Genomic DNA, 16,541 nt, shown 5'->3' with positions numbered 1-16,541 from the left:
TTGGTGGGTCGTGCAGGATTCGAACCTGCGACCAATTGATTAAAAGTCAACTGCTCTACCAACTGAGCTAACGACCCGAAGTGGTGGGCGATGACGGGCTCGAACCGCCGACCCCCTCCGTGTAAAGGAGATGCTCTACCAACTGAGCTAATCGCCCACTTCGGAACTGCTTAACAAGAGTGTCATCTGACTAAGATATGGTGGGCGATGACGGGCTCGAACCGCCGACCCCCTCCGTGTAAAGGAGATGCTCTACCAACTGAGCTAATCGCCCATATCTTACTCTTTCCAAACTTTTGCACACTGCGGACCACTTTAAGAGTGGTGGGTGATGACGGGCTCGAACCGCCGACCCCCTCCGTGTAAAGGAGATGCTCTACCAACTGAGCTAATCACCCCCGCTGTGTGGAGTCGCATTATAGGGATCCTTCGAAGTGAGTCAACGCTTTTTAAAACATAAATGTTTGTTCGCTCTAAATTTAGGCGTAATGTCGCGCTTTTAGTCAATGTGCTGGTTTTATTAGCAGAAAAACGCAGTTGAATAAGCGATGCCACCGCGAGAGTCATTGAGGAAAGCGTCTCACCTGCTAGAATATGCCCACTGTTTTTTCGCGTTAACCCGTTTTTTTGTCATCCAGATAAAGAAACCTGCGCATCTAAGGCAATGCTGAATGAAAATCAAAACTCGCTTCGCACCCAGCCCCACTGGCTACCTGCATGTGGGCGGTGCCCGTACTGCTCTCTATTCCTGGCTGTATGCTCGCCATAACAAGGGCGAATTCGTTCTGCGTATCGAAGATACCGATTTAGAACGTTCTACGCCGGAAGCCATTGAAGCCATCATGGATGGTATGCACTGGCTTAACCTGCAATGGGATGAGGGCCCGTACTATCAGACGAAGCGCTTTGATCGTTACAACGCGGTCATTGATGAAATGGTAGAGGCTGGCTCTGCTTATAAATGCTATTGCTCAAAAGAGCGTTTAGAAGCTCTGCGTGAAGAACAGATGGCGAAAGGTGAGAAGCCACGCTATGACGGTCGTTGCCGTGACAGCCACGAGCATCACGCTGCGGATGAGCCATGTGTGGTGCGTTTCCGTAACCCGCAAGAAGGTTCGGTGATTTTCGATGACCAAATCCGTGGTCCGATCGAATTCAGTAACCAAGAGCTGGATGATTTGATCATCCGTCGTACTGATGGTTCGCCGACCTATAACTTCTGCGTCGTGGTCGACGATTGGGATATGGGCATCACGCACGTTATTCGTGGTGAAGACCATATTAATAACACGCCGCGCCAGATTAACATCCTGAAAGCGATTGGCGCTGAAGTGCCTACCTATGCGCACGTTTCTATGATTCTGGGTGATGACAGCAAGAAGTTGTCGAAGCGTCATGGCGCGGTAGGTGTGATGCAGTATCGTGATGACGGCTATCTGCCGGAAGCACTGCTCAACTATTTGGTTCGCCTGGGTTGGTCGCATGGCGATCAGGAAATTTTCAGCGTGGCAGAAATGGCCGAGCTGTTTACCCTGGATGCGGTCAGCAAATCAGCCAGTGCTTTCAATACTGAAAAACTGCAGTGGCTGAACCATCACTACATTAATACGCTGCCGCCAGAATATGTGGCGACGCAGCTGCAGTGGCACATTGAACAGCAAAATATTGATACCCGCACCGGCCCGGAACTGGCGAAGCTGGTGACGCTGCTGGGTGAGCGCTGCAAAACGCTGGTCGAGATCGCGGCTTCTTGCCGTTACTTCTATGAAGAGTTCGACGCCTTTGATGCGGATGCGGCCAAGAAACACTTGCGTCCTGTTGCGCGTCAGCCGCTGGAAGTGGTACGTGATAAGCTGGCTGCGCTCAGTGACAGCGAGTGGAATGCGGAAAACGTGCATAACGCGATTCAGGGCGCAGCCGATGCACTGGAGCTGGGAATGGGCAAAGTGGGTATGCCACTGCGTGTGGCGGTGACGGGCGCAGGCCAGTCTCCGGCACTGGATGTCACCGTTGAAGCCATTGGTCGCAGCCGTAGCGTGGCGCGTATTGAAAAAGCGCTGGCATTTATTGCTGAGCGTGAAGCCCAGGCTTAATTGAGTGAGCGGCTGCCATCAAAGGCTGCCGCTACAATTATTGCGGGCATTAAAAAAGCCGGGAGCATAATGCCCCCGGCTTTTTTATTCTTCTTTAATGCCTAGCCGTTCCAGCACACCACTTATCCCTTCGCGCAGCAGCAGGGCGGCCAGTTGGTCTTGTTCGCCTGTTGTCATTTGCTGGACAGAATTTATTAATAACGCAGGCAACGTATTTTGTTGAGCACCGTAATTGGCCACCGGTTCGTTCACATGACGCGTGGACTGGATAAAACTTTTCACACGCTCGTCAATGTGGATTAATCGCGCTTTACCGCCCTGAACACCCGGTTTAGGCGTGGTTGTCCAGTTCTCTCGCTTGATCCATTTATTCACGGTCTGCCGACTGTAGCCCGTTTCAAGCGCGAGCTCTTCGGGGGTGAGCCATTCCTTTTTCACGATGCTGTCCCTGTTAAATACATTAGCTGTACATATTACAACAAAACGTAACGGGGAGAAGTCATCCGACAGGAAAATGCCTTTTGTCAGATGACAAAAGGCATAATTCGATTACTGTGCTTCGCTAACGGAAGGCTGTTCTGGACGGAAAGCGAGGAAATAGGTGAGTCCAACAAAAATTGCACCGCCGACACCGTTGCCCAGGAAAACGGCAATCACGTTTGGCGCAAATTCTGCCCAACTCATTTGGCCCGCAAAAATGGCGGCAGGCACAATAAACATGTTGGCGATGACGTGCTGGAAGCCAATGGCGACGAATGCCATCACCGGGAACCACATGCCAAAGATTTTACCGACCATATCTTTACTGGCAAAAGCTAACCACACGGCCAGACACACCAGCCAGTTGCAGCCAATACCTGAAATGAACGCATGCAAGAAGTCGGCATTCACTTTCGCGTGGGCAATCGCCACGGTTTTCTTCAGGTAATCGCCTTCGGTCATACCCAGCATGTGGCCAAAGAACCACGCCACGGCCACGCTGCCTAAGAAGTTGGCGATAGTGACCCAGAACCAGTTACGCAGCACGCTAAAACCGCTGATGCGGCGAGCGAACCAGGCAATCGGCATCGTCATCATGTTGCCGGTCAGCAGTTCGCCACCGGCTAACACGGTGAGGATCAGACCCACCGGGAACACTGCAGCGCCGAGGAAGCCACCAAACGAACCCCATTCAGCAGGGAGTTGGTTGATAACGTGCAGATCGAGCAGGAAACCCGTGGCAATAAATGCACCGGCCATAAAGCCAAGAATTAACAAGGTAGAAACCGGCAAACGGCTTTTAGCCACGCCAGCTTGAATCGCCAGTTGGGCGATCTCTTTTGGTGTATGCAGCGACATAGTTCACTTTTCTTTTCGTTAACAAGGGGGAAGTTGCTGGCCGGCCAAAGAGAGACTTACCCTGGAAGGTTGACCGGTTAATTAGCGCGCTAAGTTTACACGCACCCGTAACGAACACAAGATTATTCCTAACATCTTTAACCGCGATTTAACCTGGCGGGGTGTGTAGGTCATGCGAAAATCAGCAAAGGAAAGTGCGATTGCGTTGAAAAAAAAGCCATTATGACGCGGGGTTGCCGCCTTTTTCAGCGATTGAACACAGAACAAGAATTTGACGTTGACACTCAGGAGGCGGTTTCATATTATGCCGTCCGTCGAGTTAAATCGGCAGTTTTCGGTGCTGGGGGTATAGCTCAGCTGGGAGAGCGCTTGCATGGCATGCAAGAGGTCAGCGGTTCGATCCCGCTTATCTCCACCAAATCGTTATTAACGATGGGCACTGAATAAGAATTTCCAGATGTGGGGGTATAGCTCTAGCTGGGAGAGCGCTTGCATGGCATGCAAGAGGTCAGCGGTTCGATCCCGCTTATCTCCACCAAATCTTTGTTCGTTCTGAACGCGTAATAAAATTTTAAACAAAAAAAACTAAACACGAATAATCGTGCTTTTGGCGTTTTTGCTATGCAATGGATGTCTGTTGTAAGTGCGCATTAATGGCGTAATGCTCGTCAGTCAAACGGCTGATGATAACGCCGTCTGGAGCCGCACCGGGGCTGGCGGTCCTCGCGCCGCTTATTGATAAGTGGCCTTTCTTTTCAGTGCGGGCTCTGCCGCCACTACTGCCCCCTCTGGGCCGTCCTCGCACCGCTGACGCGGTACCTTCGACTTTCACGTCGTGCCGGACGGACCGTTCGCGGATGACCATCCATGGTCGGCCGCGAACTGCCCCACGCCTCCCCGCGTGGGGCTCCTGGCCCAACGTAAAAGTCTCAGCGCTGCGGATAGCCCTGAGTGTGCAGCAGAGACGTCATAGCTTTAAGCAGTGTGCTCTTTTTGACAACCCGCACTGAAGCTGATGAGCCGGCTGGGGCCGCACCGGGGCAGGCATCCGCAGCGCTGAGCTGAGCGAGTATGCCAGGAGAGCCCGCAGGACGCGGGCGAAAGGTGGCGCTGGAACATGGATGTTCCATCGGCACCGGTCCGTAAGGCAGACGAATGAAGTGAAGGCACCGCGTAGCGGCGCGAGGACCGCCAGCCCCGGTGTGGCTCCAGCCTGCGTTATCGTCAGCAGCTTAACTGACAAGCAATCAGTCATTAATGGCGACCGAAAGCGCTTGAATGAGTGTCAAAAGCCCTTCTGGTCGCCCAGCAACATATTAAGCCAACGGCAATACCCTGAAACCGTGCGTACCATCGCGGTCCAGCTGCGCGACCAGACCATACTCCCAATCCAGATACGCCTGCATCACCTTCGGTTCGATATCCGTGCCTTCATACGGGCGACGATAGCGATCGATATCCGGTGACAGTAACTGTTGCTCGCCTTGTTCGGTCGGAAGGTTTGCTGCACGCCACGCCGCGTTACCCCCTTCCAGCACAAACACCGGCTTGCCGGTCAACTCAGCGACCTGCTCGACAGCATAACCGGCTAACAGGCTGCTGCCGCAGGTCAGAACATAGCGTCGTGCATCGGGTAATGCACCTTTGCCTTGCTGTTGCAGCGTTGAACGCAGTAGCCAGCCCGCGCCGGGAATATGGCTGTTGAGATGATTGGCGCGCGTGGTGAAATCCAGTACTTGCGTTTGCCCCTCGCCCAGCCAGTCCGCGAGCTGCTGAGGCGAAACAAATTCTGGCTGTTCGACGGCTGGCACCTGGGGTTTCCAGTTGCCGGTTGCACTGAAATCCTCTGGCTGCAACTCTTCTAACACTGAAACCTGCCAGCCAAGCTGCGCCAGCCAGGAGGCTGTCATATTGGCGCGTACGCCGTCGTCATCAATCAATACAATGCGCGCGCCGCGTACGCTGGCATAGTGGTCGGTCTCCTGCACCAGCTGTCCCCCTGGCACGTGGCGGCTGCCAGGCAGATGGCCCGTGGCGTACTCCTCGGCATCGCGCACATCAAATACGTAAGTAGTACGTGGCTCCTGCTGCCAGCGCTTCAAGGTTGCCAGCGGAATACGTTCAACGCCGGCACGATCGGCAAGATTACGTGCATTATTCGCGGCCTGGCGCTGTGCGGTTTCGCTGGTCTCACCGTAGCGACGCGACTGCGCTTTATCCAGCGCATGTCCCGCCAGCGTCCAACCGATGGTCCCGTTACGCAGTGCGAATACCGGATTGCGTATCCCGGCATTCACCAACGACTGGGTACCAATGATGCTGCGCGTACGTCCCGCACAGTTCACAATCACAGTGGTTTCCGGCGAAGGGGCGAGATCGCGCACGCGCAACACCAGCTCACCGCCCGGTACGCTGGTGGCACCGGGAATGCTCATGGTCTGATATTCATCAAAGCGGCGGGCATCCAGCACCACCACATCGGCATCGCTGTTGATCAGGGCGTGCACCTCATCCGCTGACAGGGAAGGGGTGTGATTGTGATGCTCCACCAGTTCACCGAACGCTTTGCTCGGCGAATTGACATCAATAAACAGCTCGCCGCCTGCAGCTTGCCAGCCAGCTAAATCCTCTTTCAGCAGCGCCACATTGCTGTAGCCCAGTGCGGCTATACGTTCGGCTGCTGCCTGCGCCAGACCTTCGCCGTTATCATATAAAGTGATGGATGTGCTGTGCTGCGGGATGCGATCTAACAGTTCGAGTTCCAGTTTGGAGAGCGGAATATTCACCGCAAACAGCGGATGTGCGGTGGCGTACAGCGCTTCGTCACGCACATCCACAATCGCCACTTCCTGCTGCTGACGCAGCGCTTCAAGAATCTCCGCTGCCGGGCGGAGAGGGAAAGTCGTTTTACTCATGTGAGAGATCCCAAATGTTTGGTAAATAGCGGTTGCTGTAACCGGAGATAAACTGTTTTTCACTGCCGTCTTCGCGGTACACCGCGCGTTTTACCGCCCCAATATTGGCACCGTAGACGTGGATGCTGATCGAGACGCGGTCGTCATAGGCGTTGCTCACGCGGTGAATATCACCCACGGTGGGGGAGACGGCTTCAACATGACCTGGATTGAGACGCACGGGAGCACCTTCAGGTTGTAATCCATGTGGCCCCGGCTGCCAGGATTGTGAAATCTCCGCGCCGCGCAGCATGCCAATCAAGCCCCACACGCGATGGTCGTGAATCGGTGTTTGCTGGCCCGGTCCCCACACGAAACTCACGACCGAAAAGCGCTGCTGAGCATCGGCATACAGCAGATATTGTTGATAGTGGTCTGGATGCGGCTGGGTATAGGCTTCATCTAACCAGTCATCATGGCGAATAAGCTCGCCCAGCCAGGCACTGCCCTGTTGCAAAACCGTGACCTCATCGGGCTGACTGTCGAGTAAATTCGCCAGATCACTGACAAAGCGGCGTAAACGATGGTGTTGATACTCACTCATGATTTGTCTCCCGGCGCATGTTGAGCAACCTGGTTGGCCTGCGCAGACAGGCTGAAATCAAAGGCTTTGCTGACATCAATCGCTTTGGGCAATACCTGATAGCGATGGAAGAAGTCTGCCGACTGTTGCAGCGTAGGGATCAGGCTGGCGTCAAACACCAGCGGGCGGATTCGCGCATCGGCAATCCAGCTGCTGGTAATGTTTGTGGGCATATTGAGTGTTTTGCCCAGCACCGCTGCGAACTCTTGCGGGTGCTGCTGCGCCCAAATCTGTGCTTTTGCCAGACGTGCCAGCAAATCGGCGATGGCTTTACGCTTACCGGCATCATTCAAGGCTTCATCGCGCGCTAAGGCATACGAGTAACCGGACATAATTCCCTTGCCGCCGCCGTCAGGGACACGCACGGTGCCATCCACCGCCGTTGAGGTGGCGATGTACGGTTCCCACGGCGCCCAGGCCGATACCGCACCAGACGTCAATGCCGCACGACCATCCACCGGGCCAAGGAAACGCAGCGTGACATCGTCAGGCTTCAATCCGGCTCGTTCCAGCAAGCCCAGCAGCAGATAATGGCCCCAGCCGCCACGATTCACCGCGATTTGCTTGCCTTTTAAATCCTGCAAACTGTGGATCCCGGCATTCGGACGCGTCAGCAGGGCGATGCTGTCAGGATTATTCTGCCAGGCGCCCACGGCTTTAACCGGCGCGCCAGCGGCATAGACAAACAGGAACGGCAGGTCGCCGGTAAAGCCGACGTCAAGCGCACCAGCATTCAGTGCTTCCTGCACGGGTGCGCCGGAATCGAAAGCAGTGAGTTTGAGATCGTAAGGCAGGTTATTAAGCTCGCCAGAGGCTTTCAGCGCGGCAAAACGATCGCCTTTCACATCGCCTAAGCGCAGGGTGACTTTATCCGCCGCCAACAACGGATTAAGCGCAGATAGCGCCAGTGCAACACCGGCAAACAGGGCAGCCAACCGCATCAGGCGCTCCTTTTAACCGCAGCAGTATGCGCGGCCACTTTTTCACGCGTCAGGGGAATCAGTTCCTGACCATACTCCACCGCATCATTGAGTGGATCGAAGCCGCGAATTAACACGCTGTGAATACCAAGGCGATAGTAGTCCAGCAGCGCATCAGAAACCTGATCGGCGGTGCCGACCAGCGCGGTAGAGTTGTAGCCGCCCTGAACCAGTTTGGCCACGCCGGTCCACAGCACCTTATCCAGCCGATCCCCTTCGTTCGCGGCGGCCAACAGGCGTTGCGCACCCACGCTTTGCGGTTTGGGTTTACCAAAGGCAAAGCCGGTTTCGCGCAGCTGTTTTTCGGCCGTTTCGCGGATATGCTCGGCACGTTCCCAGGCTTCCTTCTCGGTTTTGCCGATAATCGGGCGGAAGGAGATATTGAAGTCGATTTCACGTCCTTGCTGAGCCGCAGCGGCACGCACGCTGCGCACCGTCTCTTCAGCCCCTTTTAACGGCTCGCCCCACAGTGCAAATACGTCGGCGTGGCGCGCCGCAACATCAATCGCTTCCTGCGATGAACCACCAAAATAGACCGGCAGTTTTTTCTGCAGCGGTTTAATCGCCGAAAATGCCTGTTCAGCCTGATAGAACTGACCTTGATGATCGTAGGGCTGTGAAGATTCCAGACTCTGTTTCAACACGGTCAGAAACTCATCGCTGCGTGCATAGCGTTCGGCTTTATTCAGGAAATCCCCATCGCGGCGCTGCTCTACATCGCTGCCACCGCTGATGATGTGCACCGCCAGGCGGCCATCGGTGAGATGATCCAGCGAGGCCAGCTTACGCGCGGCCAACGTTGGTGCGACAAAACCAGGGCGATGTGCCAGCAGGAATTTCAATGTCGAGGTGTGGGCCGCAGCGTGGGCCGTGACCAAAAAACCGTCGGGTTGATCGGACCAATAGCCGACCAGGATACGATCAAAACCGGCTTCTTCATGGGCGCGGGCAAAGCGAGCGATGTAGTCTTTATCGAACAGCGGGCCGCTGGCCGGGATGATTTCTGAAGCGAGGCGGTGGCCAATCATGCCAAGAAATTGAATGCTCATACGATTCTCCTGATGTGAGGTCATGGAGAAAAGCTACGGGGGCAGGTGGCTGGGAAGGAAATTCAATATTGTGCAAAGGATTTGCAATTAGCGGGGAAGCAGCGGTTGGCGCGGTGATTGCGGGTTGAAAATGGGGTTATAACAGATAGGAATAATTAAGAAGAGAAGGGCGAGCCGAAGCTCGCCCAAACTATCAGAAGGCCAGAACCAGCCCGGCGATAGCGGCAGAGAGCACGCTCACCAGGGTTGAACCGTACAGCAGTTTCAGGCCAAAGCGAGAAACCACATTACCCTGCTCTTCATGCAGACCTTTGATTGCACCCGCCACAATCCCGATAGACGAGAAGTTAGCGAAGGAGACCAGGAACACAGACAGGATGCCTTCGGCATGCGGTGACAGCTGACCGGCAATTTTCTGCAGATCCATCATCGCCACGAATTCGTTTGAAACCAGTTTGGTCGCCATGATACTGCCGACTTGCAGCGCTTCGCTGGACGGCACGCCCATCACCCACGCAAACGGGTAGAACACGTAGCCCAGCACACCCTGGAAGCTGATGCCGAAGATCAGGTCAAACAGGGCGTTCAGACCAGAAATCAGCGCGATAAAACCAATCAGCATCGCTGCAACGATAATCGCCACTTTGAAACCAGCAAGGATGTATTCACCCAGCATTTCAAAGAAGCTCTGACCTTTATGCAGGTCCTGCAACTGCAGGTCTTCTTCGCTGTCGATGCGGTACGGGTTAATCAGCGACAGGACAATAAAGGTGCTGAACATGTTCAGCACCAGCGCAGCAACCACATATTTTGGCTGCAGCATGGTCATGTAAGCACCGACGATTGACATCGATACAGTCGACATAGCGGTCGCTGCCATGGTGTACATGCGGCGCTGTGACATCTTGCCGAGGATATCCTTATAGGCGATGAAGTTTTCTGACTGTCCCAAAATCAGAGAGCTTACGGCGTTAAAGGATTCCAGTTTGCCCATGCCGTTGATTTTAGACAGCACGGTACCGATGCCGCGGATCACCCATGGCAAGATACGGAAATGCTGCAAAATACCGATCAGCGCGGAAATAAACACAATCGGGCACAGAACATTGAGGAAGAAGAAGGCGAGGCCTTTCTCATTCATGTTACCGAACACGAAGTTGGTCCCTTCTGCGGCGTACTTCAGCAGATGGTCAAACAGACCGGCAAACCCTTTCACGAAGCCGAGGCCCGCTTCAGAGTTAAGGAAGAACCACGCCAGCAAAACTTCGATCACCAGAAGCTGTACGATGTAGCGAATACGGATACTCTTACGATCGTGACTGACCAGCAAGGCCAGTACGGCTACCACCACTAATGCCAAAAGAAAGTGCAAAATATGGGACATGTCGGCTCCAAATTTGAGGAGGGTTGTATTTTGTTGCGTATTCTATGTAACGCGTTACTTAAAAACGAGATCTAAACCACATTATAAGTATTCGGTATCGACATATTTCTAAGAATAGTCTCACCGCTCACACCCTCTTCACAAATCCGTTACAAGAAATATCCACAAAAACATTGTCTATAAAATAACCCGAGAGTAGAGTGATTCCTGTTGCAAACATTTTGGCAAGAACTGGCTTTACCGCAAGGTATAGCAATGGCTATACTTCATAGCACCATCTATTACTACGATAACGATAACCATATTTCACTTGCCTTGCTGGCCCCGTAATCTGTGAGGGTCATCAAGCGTTAGGACAGGGTCAACACTATGTCAGAAAGCCGCACCGCTGAGCGCGCCGCTCGCGGAGCCAGAAAAATCAAGCTCGCGCTGCTGGGCCCAGCCTTCATCGCGGCGATCGGTTATATTGATCCCGGTAACTTCGCCACCAACATCCAGGCCGGTGCGGCCTACGGCTATAAGCTGCTGTGGGTGGTAGTCTGGGCTAACGTGATGGCGATGCTGATTCAGCTGATGTCCGCCAAGCTGGGCATCGCTACCGGCAAAAACCTGGCTGAGCATATTCGCGATCGTTTCCCGCGCCCGGCGGTGTGGTTCTATTGGGTGCAGGCAGAGATCATCGCGATGGCCACAGACCTCGCTGAATTTATTGGTGCGGCGCTGGGCTTCAAGCTGCTGCTGGGGATTTCGCTGCTGCAAGGTGCAGTGTTGACCGGCGTTGCCACCTATTTGATTTTAATGTTGCAAAACCGTGGTCAGAAACCGCTGGAATTAGTGATTGGCGGCCTGCTGCTGTTTGTCGCCGCGGCTTACATCGTTGAGCTGTTTTTCTCGCAGCCGAAAGTGAGTGAGTTAGTGACCGGCATGGCGTTGCCTTCGCTGCCGACATCCGATGCGGTGTTCCTGGCGGCAGGTGTGTTAGGTGCCACCATCATGCCACATGTCATTTATCTCCATTCCGCACTGACACAGCACGGCAATATCGGCAGCAAAGCCGATCGCTACTCTTCGACCAAACTCGATGTAGCGATTGCCATGACTATCGCGGGCTTTGTCAATCTGGCGATGATGGCCACTGCCGCTGCGGCTTTCCACTTTAGCGGCCACACCAGCATTGTCGATCTCGACCAGGCGTACCTGACGCTGCAACCGCTGCTGGGCAAAGCGGCTGCCATTGTGTTTGGCTTGAGTCTGGTCGCCGCCGGTTTGTCATCGACCGTTGTTGGCACACTGGCGGGGCAGGTGGTGATGCAGGGCTTTATCCGCTTCCACATTCCGCTGTGGCTGCGCCGTACCATCACCATGTTGCCTTCCTTTATTGTGATTTGGGCGGGATGGGATCCCACCCGCATTCTGGTAATGAGCCAGGTGCTGCTCAGTTTTGGTATTGCGCTGGCGCTGATTCCGCTGCTTGCCTTTACTGGCAACCGTGAGTTGATGGGCGATGAGATGGTGAATTCACGCCTGATGCAGAACGCGGGGCGCCTGATTGTGGTGCTGGTGGTGGCGTTGAACCTTTACTTACTGGTGGGCGAAGCGCTCGGCTGGTAACGCAATCGCTCAATGAAAAATCCCGGCTCTGAGGCCGGGATTTTTTAACGCCAGTGAGGCGGGGTGGCGGTGGCGGCCGATGATCGTGTCGCCAGTGTGCGCGGCGTTCACGCTCGTGCCAGCGATGTTCACGCTCCCACTCTTTATGGCGTCGCCATTCATCATGTCGCCACCAGCGGCGTTCATTGTATGAGTAGCGGTCATTCCACCAACGCGGTTCACGCCAGCGTCCACCATCCCAGTAATAACCGCGACGATCACGGTCGCCGAGATGTAACGTCACGCCGGGTGTGCGAATAGTCAGGCTATCGGCATGTGCTGTGCTTATTGCCAACGGGGATAAAGATGCCAGCAACGCGGCAAACAAAATAGCTCGTTTCATTACTTCTCCTTTTCAGTGGCTTATCACTGCCACCGTTGCGCTAGTCTGCCACATCGGACCAAGTGTGCCTTGAGAATGAGTCTGAAAAGGTTGAGGGAAATCTGAATTGAGAATTATCTGCTGCGGAAAACACCCGGCCTGAACCGGGTGGGTAAGCGCTTACACTAAAATGGCGTGGATGGCATTAATCTCGTCTTGCGTGAGCACCGGCTGGCTCAACATCTCAACAGCATCATCGATTTGCGCAGTTTTGCTGGCACCGATCAGCACGGAAGTCACACGTTCATCACGCAGCACCCAGCTTAGCGCCATTTGCGCCAGCTTCTGCCCACGCTGCTGCGCGATAGCCTGCAGCTTGCGCACCTTCTCCATTTTCTCTTGGGTCAGTTGGCTCTCATTGAGGAATTTACTGCCGCTGGCGGCGCGTGAATCCTCTGGAATGCCTTGCAGATAGCGGTCAGTCAACACACCGCCCGCCAGCGGAGAGAAGGCGATGCAGCCGACACCATTGTCTCCCAGCACATCCAGCAAGCCTTGCTCTTCAGGGGCGCGTTCGAACATGGAGTATTTTGGCTGGTGGATCAGACATGGCGTACCAAGGTCACGCAAAATGGCGATCGCTTCAGCGGCCTTATCGGCAGGATAGTTGGAAATGGCGGCATACAGCGCTTTGCCCTGACGCACCACGTGATCCAGCGCGCGCATGGTCTCTTCCAGCGGTGTCTCTGGATCAGGACGGTGATGATAGAAGATATCGACGTACTCCAGCCCCATACGCTTCAGGCTTTGATCGAGACTGGAAACCAGATACTTGCGTGATCCCCAATCGCCATACGGGCCATCCCACATGGTGTAACCCGCTTTGGTCGAGATCACCAGTTCATCACGCAGTCCGGCAAAATCTTCGCGCAGAATACGGCCAAAATTGGACTCGGCGGAACCCGGAGGCGGACCATAGTTATTGGCGAGATCAAAGTGAGTGATGCCACGATCAAAGGCGTGGCGCAGGAGTTCACGACTGTTATCGACGCGCGTGCTGTCGCCAAAGTTATGCCATAAACCCAGCGAAATCGCGGGCAGCTTCAGGCCGGTACGGCCACTACGGCGATATTGCATCTGTTGATAACGGTCGGGATGGGGAAAAATAGACATGCAGCGTTCCTGTCTCAAAGGGGAGAAAGTGACATCAGCATAGCAGTGTATGCGTTTACACTAAGCCGAAACGGGCCGAAGATCGCAACTTACAGAATTTTCTGTCGTCGTAACGATTGCTTGCCACAAATCACAGCGCGGTGATGGTGAAAATCTCGCCAATTCAGCCACATTGCTGATACTTCGATCATCCCCTTAAGAAGGAGCTGTCGATGAAAACTCTCACTGTTGGCGACTATTTACTGCACCGTTTACAGCAGGCGGGTATCCGTCACTTGTTTGGCGTGCCCGGCGATTACAACCTGCAATTTCTCGATAGCGTAATCGATCACCCTGAGATCGCCTGGGTCGGCTGCGCCAATGAGTTAAACGCAGCCTACGCGGCAGATGGCTATGGACGCTGCAACGGTGCCGCCGCCTTACTCACTACTTTTGGCGTGGGCGAACTCAGCGCAATAAATGGTATTGCGGGCAGCTATGCGGAGTATGTGCCGGTGATTCATATTGTTGGCGCTCCCGCCAGCCGAGCCCAGCAGCAGGGGCATTGTGTGCATCACTCTTTAGGCGATGGCGACTTCCATCACTTCCTGCGTATGGCACAGGAGGTCAGCGTCGCCAGCGCGGTGCTGACAGCGGAGAATGCCGTCGCGGAAATTGATCGTGTTATCACCGAGTCACTGCATCATCACCGGCCTGGCTATTTATTGCTGGCGGTCGACGTGGCGGCCGCACAGGTTGAACTCGTCGATTTACCTTCTTCAGCAACACCAGACGATTCCGCTGTTGCAGCGTTTGCAGCAGCCGCTGAACGTCTTCTGGCGCCCGCGCAGCGTGTCGCCTTGCTGGCGGACTTCCTCGCGGCACGCTGGCAACTGCAAAAACCACTCACAACCTTGCGCCAGCTACGCGCTATTCCCGCCGCGACCTTATTAATGGGCAAAGGTGTACTGGATGAGCAGCAGCCGGGCTATGTTGGCACTTACGCCGCGGAGGGCAGCAGTGAAGCGGTACGCCGTGCGATTGAAGAGACCGATGTGACGCTGTGTGTCGGCGTGCGCTTTACCGACACCTTAACTGCTGGCTTCACTCAGCATCTGCCTGCAGAACGCGTGATTGACCTGCAACCCTTCCACGCCACGGTGGGCGGAGAACGCTTTGCACCGCTGAGCATGGCACAGGCGCTGGCGGTGTTGCTGCCGATTTATCAACGTCACTGCGCACATTGGGCGCTGGCCGACCCTGTTTCCTGCGAAGAAAATGAGCAACCTGATGATGCGGTAATCAGTCAGCGTGCATTCTGGCAGGCGATGCAGCGCTTCCTGCAGCCGGGTGATATTATCCTGGCCGACCAAGGCACGGCGGCGTTTGGTGCGGCAGCGCTGCGTTTACCACAGGGCGCGCAACTGCTGGTGCAGCCGTTATGGGGATCGATTGGCTATACTTTACCAGCGACTTTCGGCGCACAAACTGCGCAGCCGGATCGCCGCGTAATCCTGATCATTGGTGATGGCTCAGCGCAACTGACTATTCAGGAGTTGGGTTCGATGCAGCGTGACGGGCAACAGCCGATCATCTTCCTGTTAAATAATGACGGCTACACGGTTGAACGGGCGATTCACGGTGCTGAGCAGCGCTACAACGATATCGCGCCGTGGAACTGGACCGCGCTGCCGCACGCCATGAGTGTGCAGTGTCAGGCACACTCATGGCGGGTGAGTGAGACGGTGCAACTGACGGCGGTGATGGAGCAATTAATGCTGAATCGCCGGCTGACGCTGGTGGAAGTGGTGATGGAGAAACAAGACCTGCCACCTCTGCTGCGCAAGGTTACTGCCTCGCTGCATCAGCGCAACAGCGGACAGGTTTAGGAAAATTGCCTCTATACACATGAGGCTGTGAACGTCAGGCTGTGCCACACATCTGAAGTATTGACGCCCATCATGCTGGTGGGCGTGATTGTTTTATTGGCAGGCTCTTATATAGTGTCCTGCAATTGTTTATGACCCAAGCGGAGCAGCAGAAGAATGACAAAATACGCCCTGGTCGGCGATGTGGGCGGTACTAACGCTCGTCTCGCCTTGTGTGAGGTGGAGAGCGGCGCCATCTCCCAGGCCAAAACATTCTCAACATCAGACTACGACAATCTCGAAGCGGTGATTCGTGCTTATCTCGATGAGCAGAAGCTGGAGATCAAACACGCCTGTATCGCGATTGCCTGCCCAATCACCGGGGACTGGGTGGAGATGACCAACCACGATTGGGCATTTTCAACGCGTGAGATGAAAGAACATCTGGCCTTCGAGAGTCTGGAAATCATCAATGATTTCACCGCAGTTTCGATGGCCATTCCGATGCTCTCTGAAAAAGAAGTGCTGCAGTTTGGCGGTAAAGCCCCGGTGGAAGGCAAACCAATTGCCATTTACGGTGCCGGTACCGGTTTGGGTGTCAGCCATCTGGTGCATGTGGATAAGCGCTGGATCAGCCTGCCGGGTGAGGGTGGTCACGTTGACTTCGCACCAAACAGCGAAGAAGAGGGTGAAATCCTTGAGGTGCTACGCGCCGAGCTGGGCCATGTATCAGCGGAGCGTGTGCTGTCCGGGTCAGGGCTGGTGAATCTGTATCGCGCTATCGTTAAATCTGACCAGCGCGAGCCTGAAAATCTTAAGCCTAAAGATGTCACGGAACGCGCATTACAAGACAGCTGCACCGATTGCCGTCGCGCACTGTCGCTGTTTTGCGTGATCATGGGACGTTTTGGTGGCAACCTGGCGCTGAATCTCGGCACCTTTGGCGGGGTGTATATTGCCGGTGGCATCGTGCCACGCTTCCTCGACTTCTTCAAAGCCTCGGGTTTCCGCGCTGCGTTTGAAGATAAAGGCCGCTTCCGTGATTACCTGGTGGATATTCCGGTCTACATGATTACTCACGATCAGCCAGGCTTACTGGGCGCGGGTGCGCATCTGCGCCAAACGCTGGGCCGCGTACTGTAACGCACAAGGGCGAGCGGCGCTGCGC

At 54.8% G+C, this 16,541-nt stretch carries 12 protein-coding genes, 6 tRNA genes and 1 pseudogene; 6 read left to right on the top strand and 13 right to left on the bottom strand.

Going from position 1 to position 16,541, the window contains the following annotated elements:
* Window position 1: 1 nt before the first annotated feature.
* From PSSD_RS03700 to PSSD_RS03685, 4 genes are all read right to left on the bottom strand, one after another.
* Window positions 2–77, bottom strand: a tRNA-Lys gene (locus PSSD_RS03700).
* Window positions 78–81: 4 nt separating this feature from the next.
* Window positions 82–157: transfer RNA gene (locus tag PSSD_RS03695), tRNA-Val, on the bottom strand.
* A 41-nt stretch (window positions 158–198) separates the two neighbouring features.
* Window positions 199–274, bottom strand: a tRNA-Val gene (locus PSSD_RS03690).
* Window positions 275–322: 48 nt separating this feature from the next.
* Window positions 323–398: transfer RNA gene (locus PSSD_RS03685), tRNA-Val, on the bottom strand.
* Window positions 399–671: 273 nt separating this feature from the next.
* Here PSSD_RS03685 and gltX point away from each other — a divergent pair.
* On the top strand, window positions 672–2,093 hold the full coding sequence (gltX, locus tag PSSD_RS03680) for a glutamate--tRNA ligase (protein WP_039329659.1): 1,422 nt from the start codon (window positions 672–674) through the stop codon (window positions 2,091–2,093).
* 84 nt (window positions 2,094–2,177) lie between these two features.
* Here gltX and PSSD_RS03675 read toward each other — a convergent pair whose 3' ends face one another.
* Both PSSD_RS03675 and PSSD_RS03670 read right to left on the bottom strand, forming a co-directional pair.
* Window positions 2,178–2,531, bottom strand: coding sequence for a YfeC-like transcriptional regulator (locus PSSD_RS03675; RefSeq protein WP_039329658.1), 354 nt, complete (start codon window positions 2,529–2,531; stop codon window positions 2,178–2,180).
* A gap of 111 nt (window positions 2,532–2,642) precedes the next feature.
* Window positions 2,643–3,431 carry a formate/nitrite transporter family protein gene (locus PSSD_RS03670; protein ID WP_039329656.1) on the bottom strand — a complete coding sequence of 263 codons (789 nt, stop codon included), beginning with the start codon at window positions 3,429–3,431 and terminating at the stop codon, window positions 2,643–2,645.
* A gap of 342 nt (window positions 3,432–3,773) precedes the next feature.
* On the opposite strand from PSSD_RS03670, the gene PSSD_RS03665 reads away from it, so the two are divergent.
* Window positions 3,774–3,849: transfer RNA gene (locus PSSD_RS03665), tRNA-Ala, on the top strand.
* Window positions 3,850–3,892: 43 nt separating this feature from the next.
* Window positions 3,893–3,969 (top strand) — tRNA-Ala (locus PSSD_RS03660).
* 778 nt (window positions 3,970–4,747) lie between these two features.
* On the opposite strand, the gene PSSD_RS03655 is transcribed toward PSSD_RS03660, so the two are convergent.
* The 5 genes from PSSD_RS03655 to PSSD_RS03635 form a co-directional block, all read right to left on the bottom strand.
* Window positions 4,748–6,346: a rhodanese homology domain-containing protein gene (locus PSSD_RS03655; RefSeq protein WP_058969497.1), complete on the bottom strand. Its 1,599-nt coding sequence runs from the start codon at window positions 6,344–6,346 to the stop codon at window positions 4,748–4,750.
* The gene (locus PSSD_RS03650; RefSeq protein ID WP_058969495.1) at window positions 6,339–6,929 is read right to left on the bottom strand and encodes a cysteine dioxygenase family protein; all 591 of its coding nucleotides are present in this window, start codon (window positions 6,927–6,929) and stop codon (window positions 6,339–6,341) included. The genes PSSD_RS03655 and PSSD_RS03650 overlap by 8 nt, the downstream gene beginning before the upstream one ends.
* Complete coding sequence (locus tag PSSD_RS03645) at window positions 6,926–7,909, bottom strand: ABC transporter substrate-binding protein (RefSeq protein ID WP_039327400.1); 984 nt, start codon at window positions 7,907–7,909, stop codon at window positions 6,926–6,928. The genes PSSD_RS03650 and PSSD_RS03645 overlap by 4 nt, the downstream gene beginning before the upstream one ends.
* Entirely contained in the window at window positions 7,909–8,997 is a 1,089-nt protein-coding gene (locus PSSD_RS03640; RefSeq protein ID WP_058969492.1) for an LLM class flavin-dependent oxidoreductase, read from the bottom strand. The genes PSSD_RS03645 and PSSD_RS03640 overlap by 1 nt, the downstream gene beginning before the upstream one ends.
* A gap of 193 nt (window positions 8,998–9,190) precedes the next feature.
* Window positions 9,191–10,381, bottom strand: coding sequence for a NupC/NupG family nucleoside CNT transporter (locus tag PSSD_RS03635; RefSeq protein ID WP_039327393.1), 1,191 nt, complete (start codon window positions 10,379–10,381; stop codon window positions 9,191–9,193).
* Between the two features lie 369 nt (window positions 10,382–10,750).
* On the opposite strand from PSSD_RS03635, the gene PSSD_RS03630 reads away from it, so the two are divergent.
* Window positions 10,751–11,992 carry an Nramp family divalent metal transporter gene (locus PSSD_RS03630; RefSeq protein WP_039327390.1) on the top strand — a complete coding sequence of 414 codons (1,242 nt, stop codon included), beginning with the start codon at window positions 10,751–10,753 and terminating at the stop codon, window positions 11,990–11,992.
* A gap of 76 nt (window positions 11,993–12,068) precedes the next feature.
* On the opposite strand, the pseudogene PSSD_RS26390 reads toward PSSD_RS03630, so the two are convergent.
* Together PSSD_RS26390 and mgrA are read right to left on the bottom strand one after the other, a co-directional pair.
* A pseudogene (locus PSSD_RS26390) lies at window positions 12,069–12,374 on the bottom strand (DUF2502 domain-containing protein); the annotation flags it as partial.
* Between the two features lie 159 nt (window positions 12,375–12,533).
* Window positions 12,534–13,526, bottom strand: coding sequence for an L-glyceraldehyde 3-phosphate reductase (gene mgrA / locus PSSD_RS03620; protein WP_058969489.1), 993 nt, complete (start codon window positions 13,524–13,526; stop codon window positions 12,534–12,536).
* 212 nt (window positions 13,527–13,738) lie between these two features.
* Here mgrA and PSSD_RS03615 point away from each other — a divergent pair, with 212 nt between their 5' ends.
* Window positions 13,739–15,394, top strand: coding sequence for an alpha-keto acid decarboxylase family protein (locus PSSD_RS03615; protein WP_058969487.1), 1,656 nt, complete (start codon window positions 13,739–13,741; stop codon window positions 15,392–15,394).
* A gap of 156 nt (window positions 15,395–15,550) precedes the next feature.
* Window positions 15,551–16,516, top strand: coding sequence for a glucokinase (gene glk / locus PSSD_RS03610; protein WP_058969485.1), 966 nt, complete (start codon window positions 15,551–15,553; stop codon window positions 16,514–16,516).
* Window positions 16,517–16,541 lie beyond the last annotated feature (25 nt).

The sequence above is a fragment of the Type-D symbiont of Plautia stali genome (assembly GCF_001485335.1).
In the GTDB taxonomy this organism is placed as follows: Bacteria; Pseudomonadota; Gammaproteobacteria; order Enterobacterales; family Enterobacteriaceae; genus Pantoea; species Pantoea vagans_C.
Note: the sequence above shows the minus strand (reverse complement) of the source record. Positions and strands in the feature narration are given on the sequence as shown.

Coding starts and splice junctions, on each gene's coding strand:
- gltX (WP_039329659.1), top strand. CDS start 672: ATGAAAATCAAAACTCGCTTCGCACCCAGCCCCACTGGCTACCTGCAT.
- PSSD_RS03670 (WP_039329656.1), bottom strand. CDS start 3,431: ATGTCGCTGCATACACCAAAAGAGATCGCCCAACTGGCGATTCAAGCT.
- PSSD_RS03655 (WP_058969497.1), bottom strand. CDS start 6,346: ATGAGTAAAACGACTTTCCCTCTCCGCCCGGCAGCGGAGATTCTTGAA.
- PSSD_RS03650 (WP_058969495.1), bottom strand. CDS start 6,929: ATGAGTGAGTATCAACACCATCGTTTACGCCGCTTTGTCAGTGATCTG.
- PSSD_RS03645 (WP_039327400.1), bottom strand. CDS start 7,909: ATGCGGTTGGCTGCCCTGTTTGCCGGTGTTGCACTGGCGCTATCTGCG.
- PSSD_RS03640 (WP_058969492.1), bottom strand. CDS start 8,997: ATGAGCATTCAATTTCTTGGCATGATTGGCCACCGCCTCGCTTCAGAA.
- PSSD_RS03635 (WP_039327393.1), bottom strand. CDS start 10,381: ATGTCCCATATTTTGCACTTTCTTTTGGCATTAGTGGTGGTAGCCGTA.
- PSSD_RS03630 (WP_039327390.1), top strand. CDS start 10,751: ATGTCAGAAAGCCGCACCGCTGAGCGCGCCGCTCGCGGAGCCAGAAAA.
- mgrA (WP_058969489.1), bottom strand. CDS start 13,526: ATGTCTATTTTTCCCCATCCCGACCGTTATCAACAGATGCAATATCGC.
- PSSD_RS03615 (WP_058969487.1), top strand. CDS start 13,739: ATGAAAACTCTCACTGTTGGCGACTATTTACTGCACCGTTTACAGCAG.
- glk (WP_058969485.1), top strand. CDS start 15,551: ATGACAAAATACGCCCTGGTCGGCGATGTGGGCGGTACTAACGCTCGT.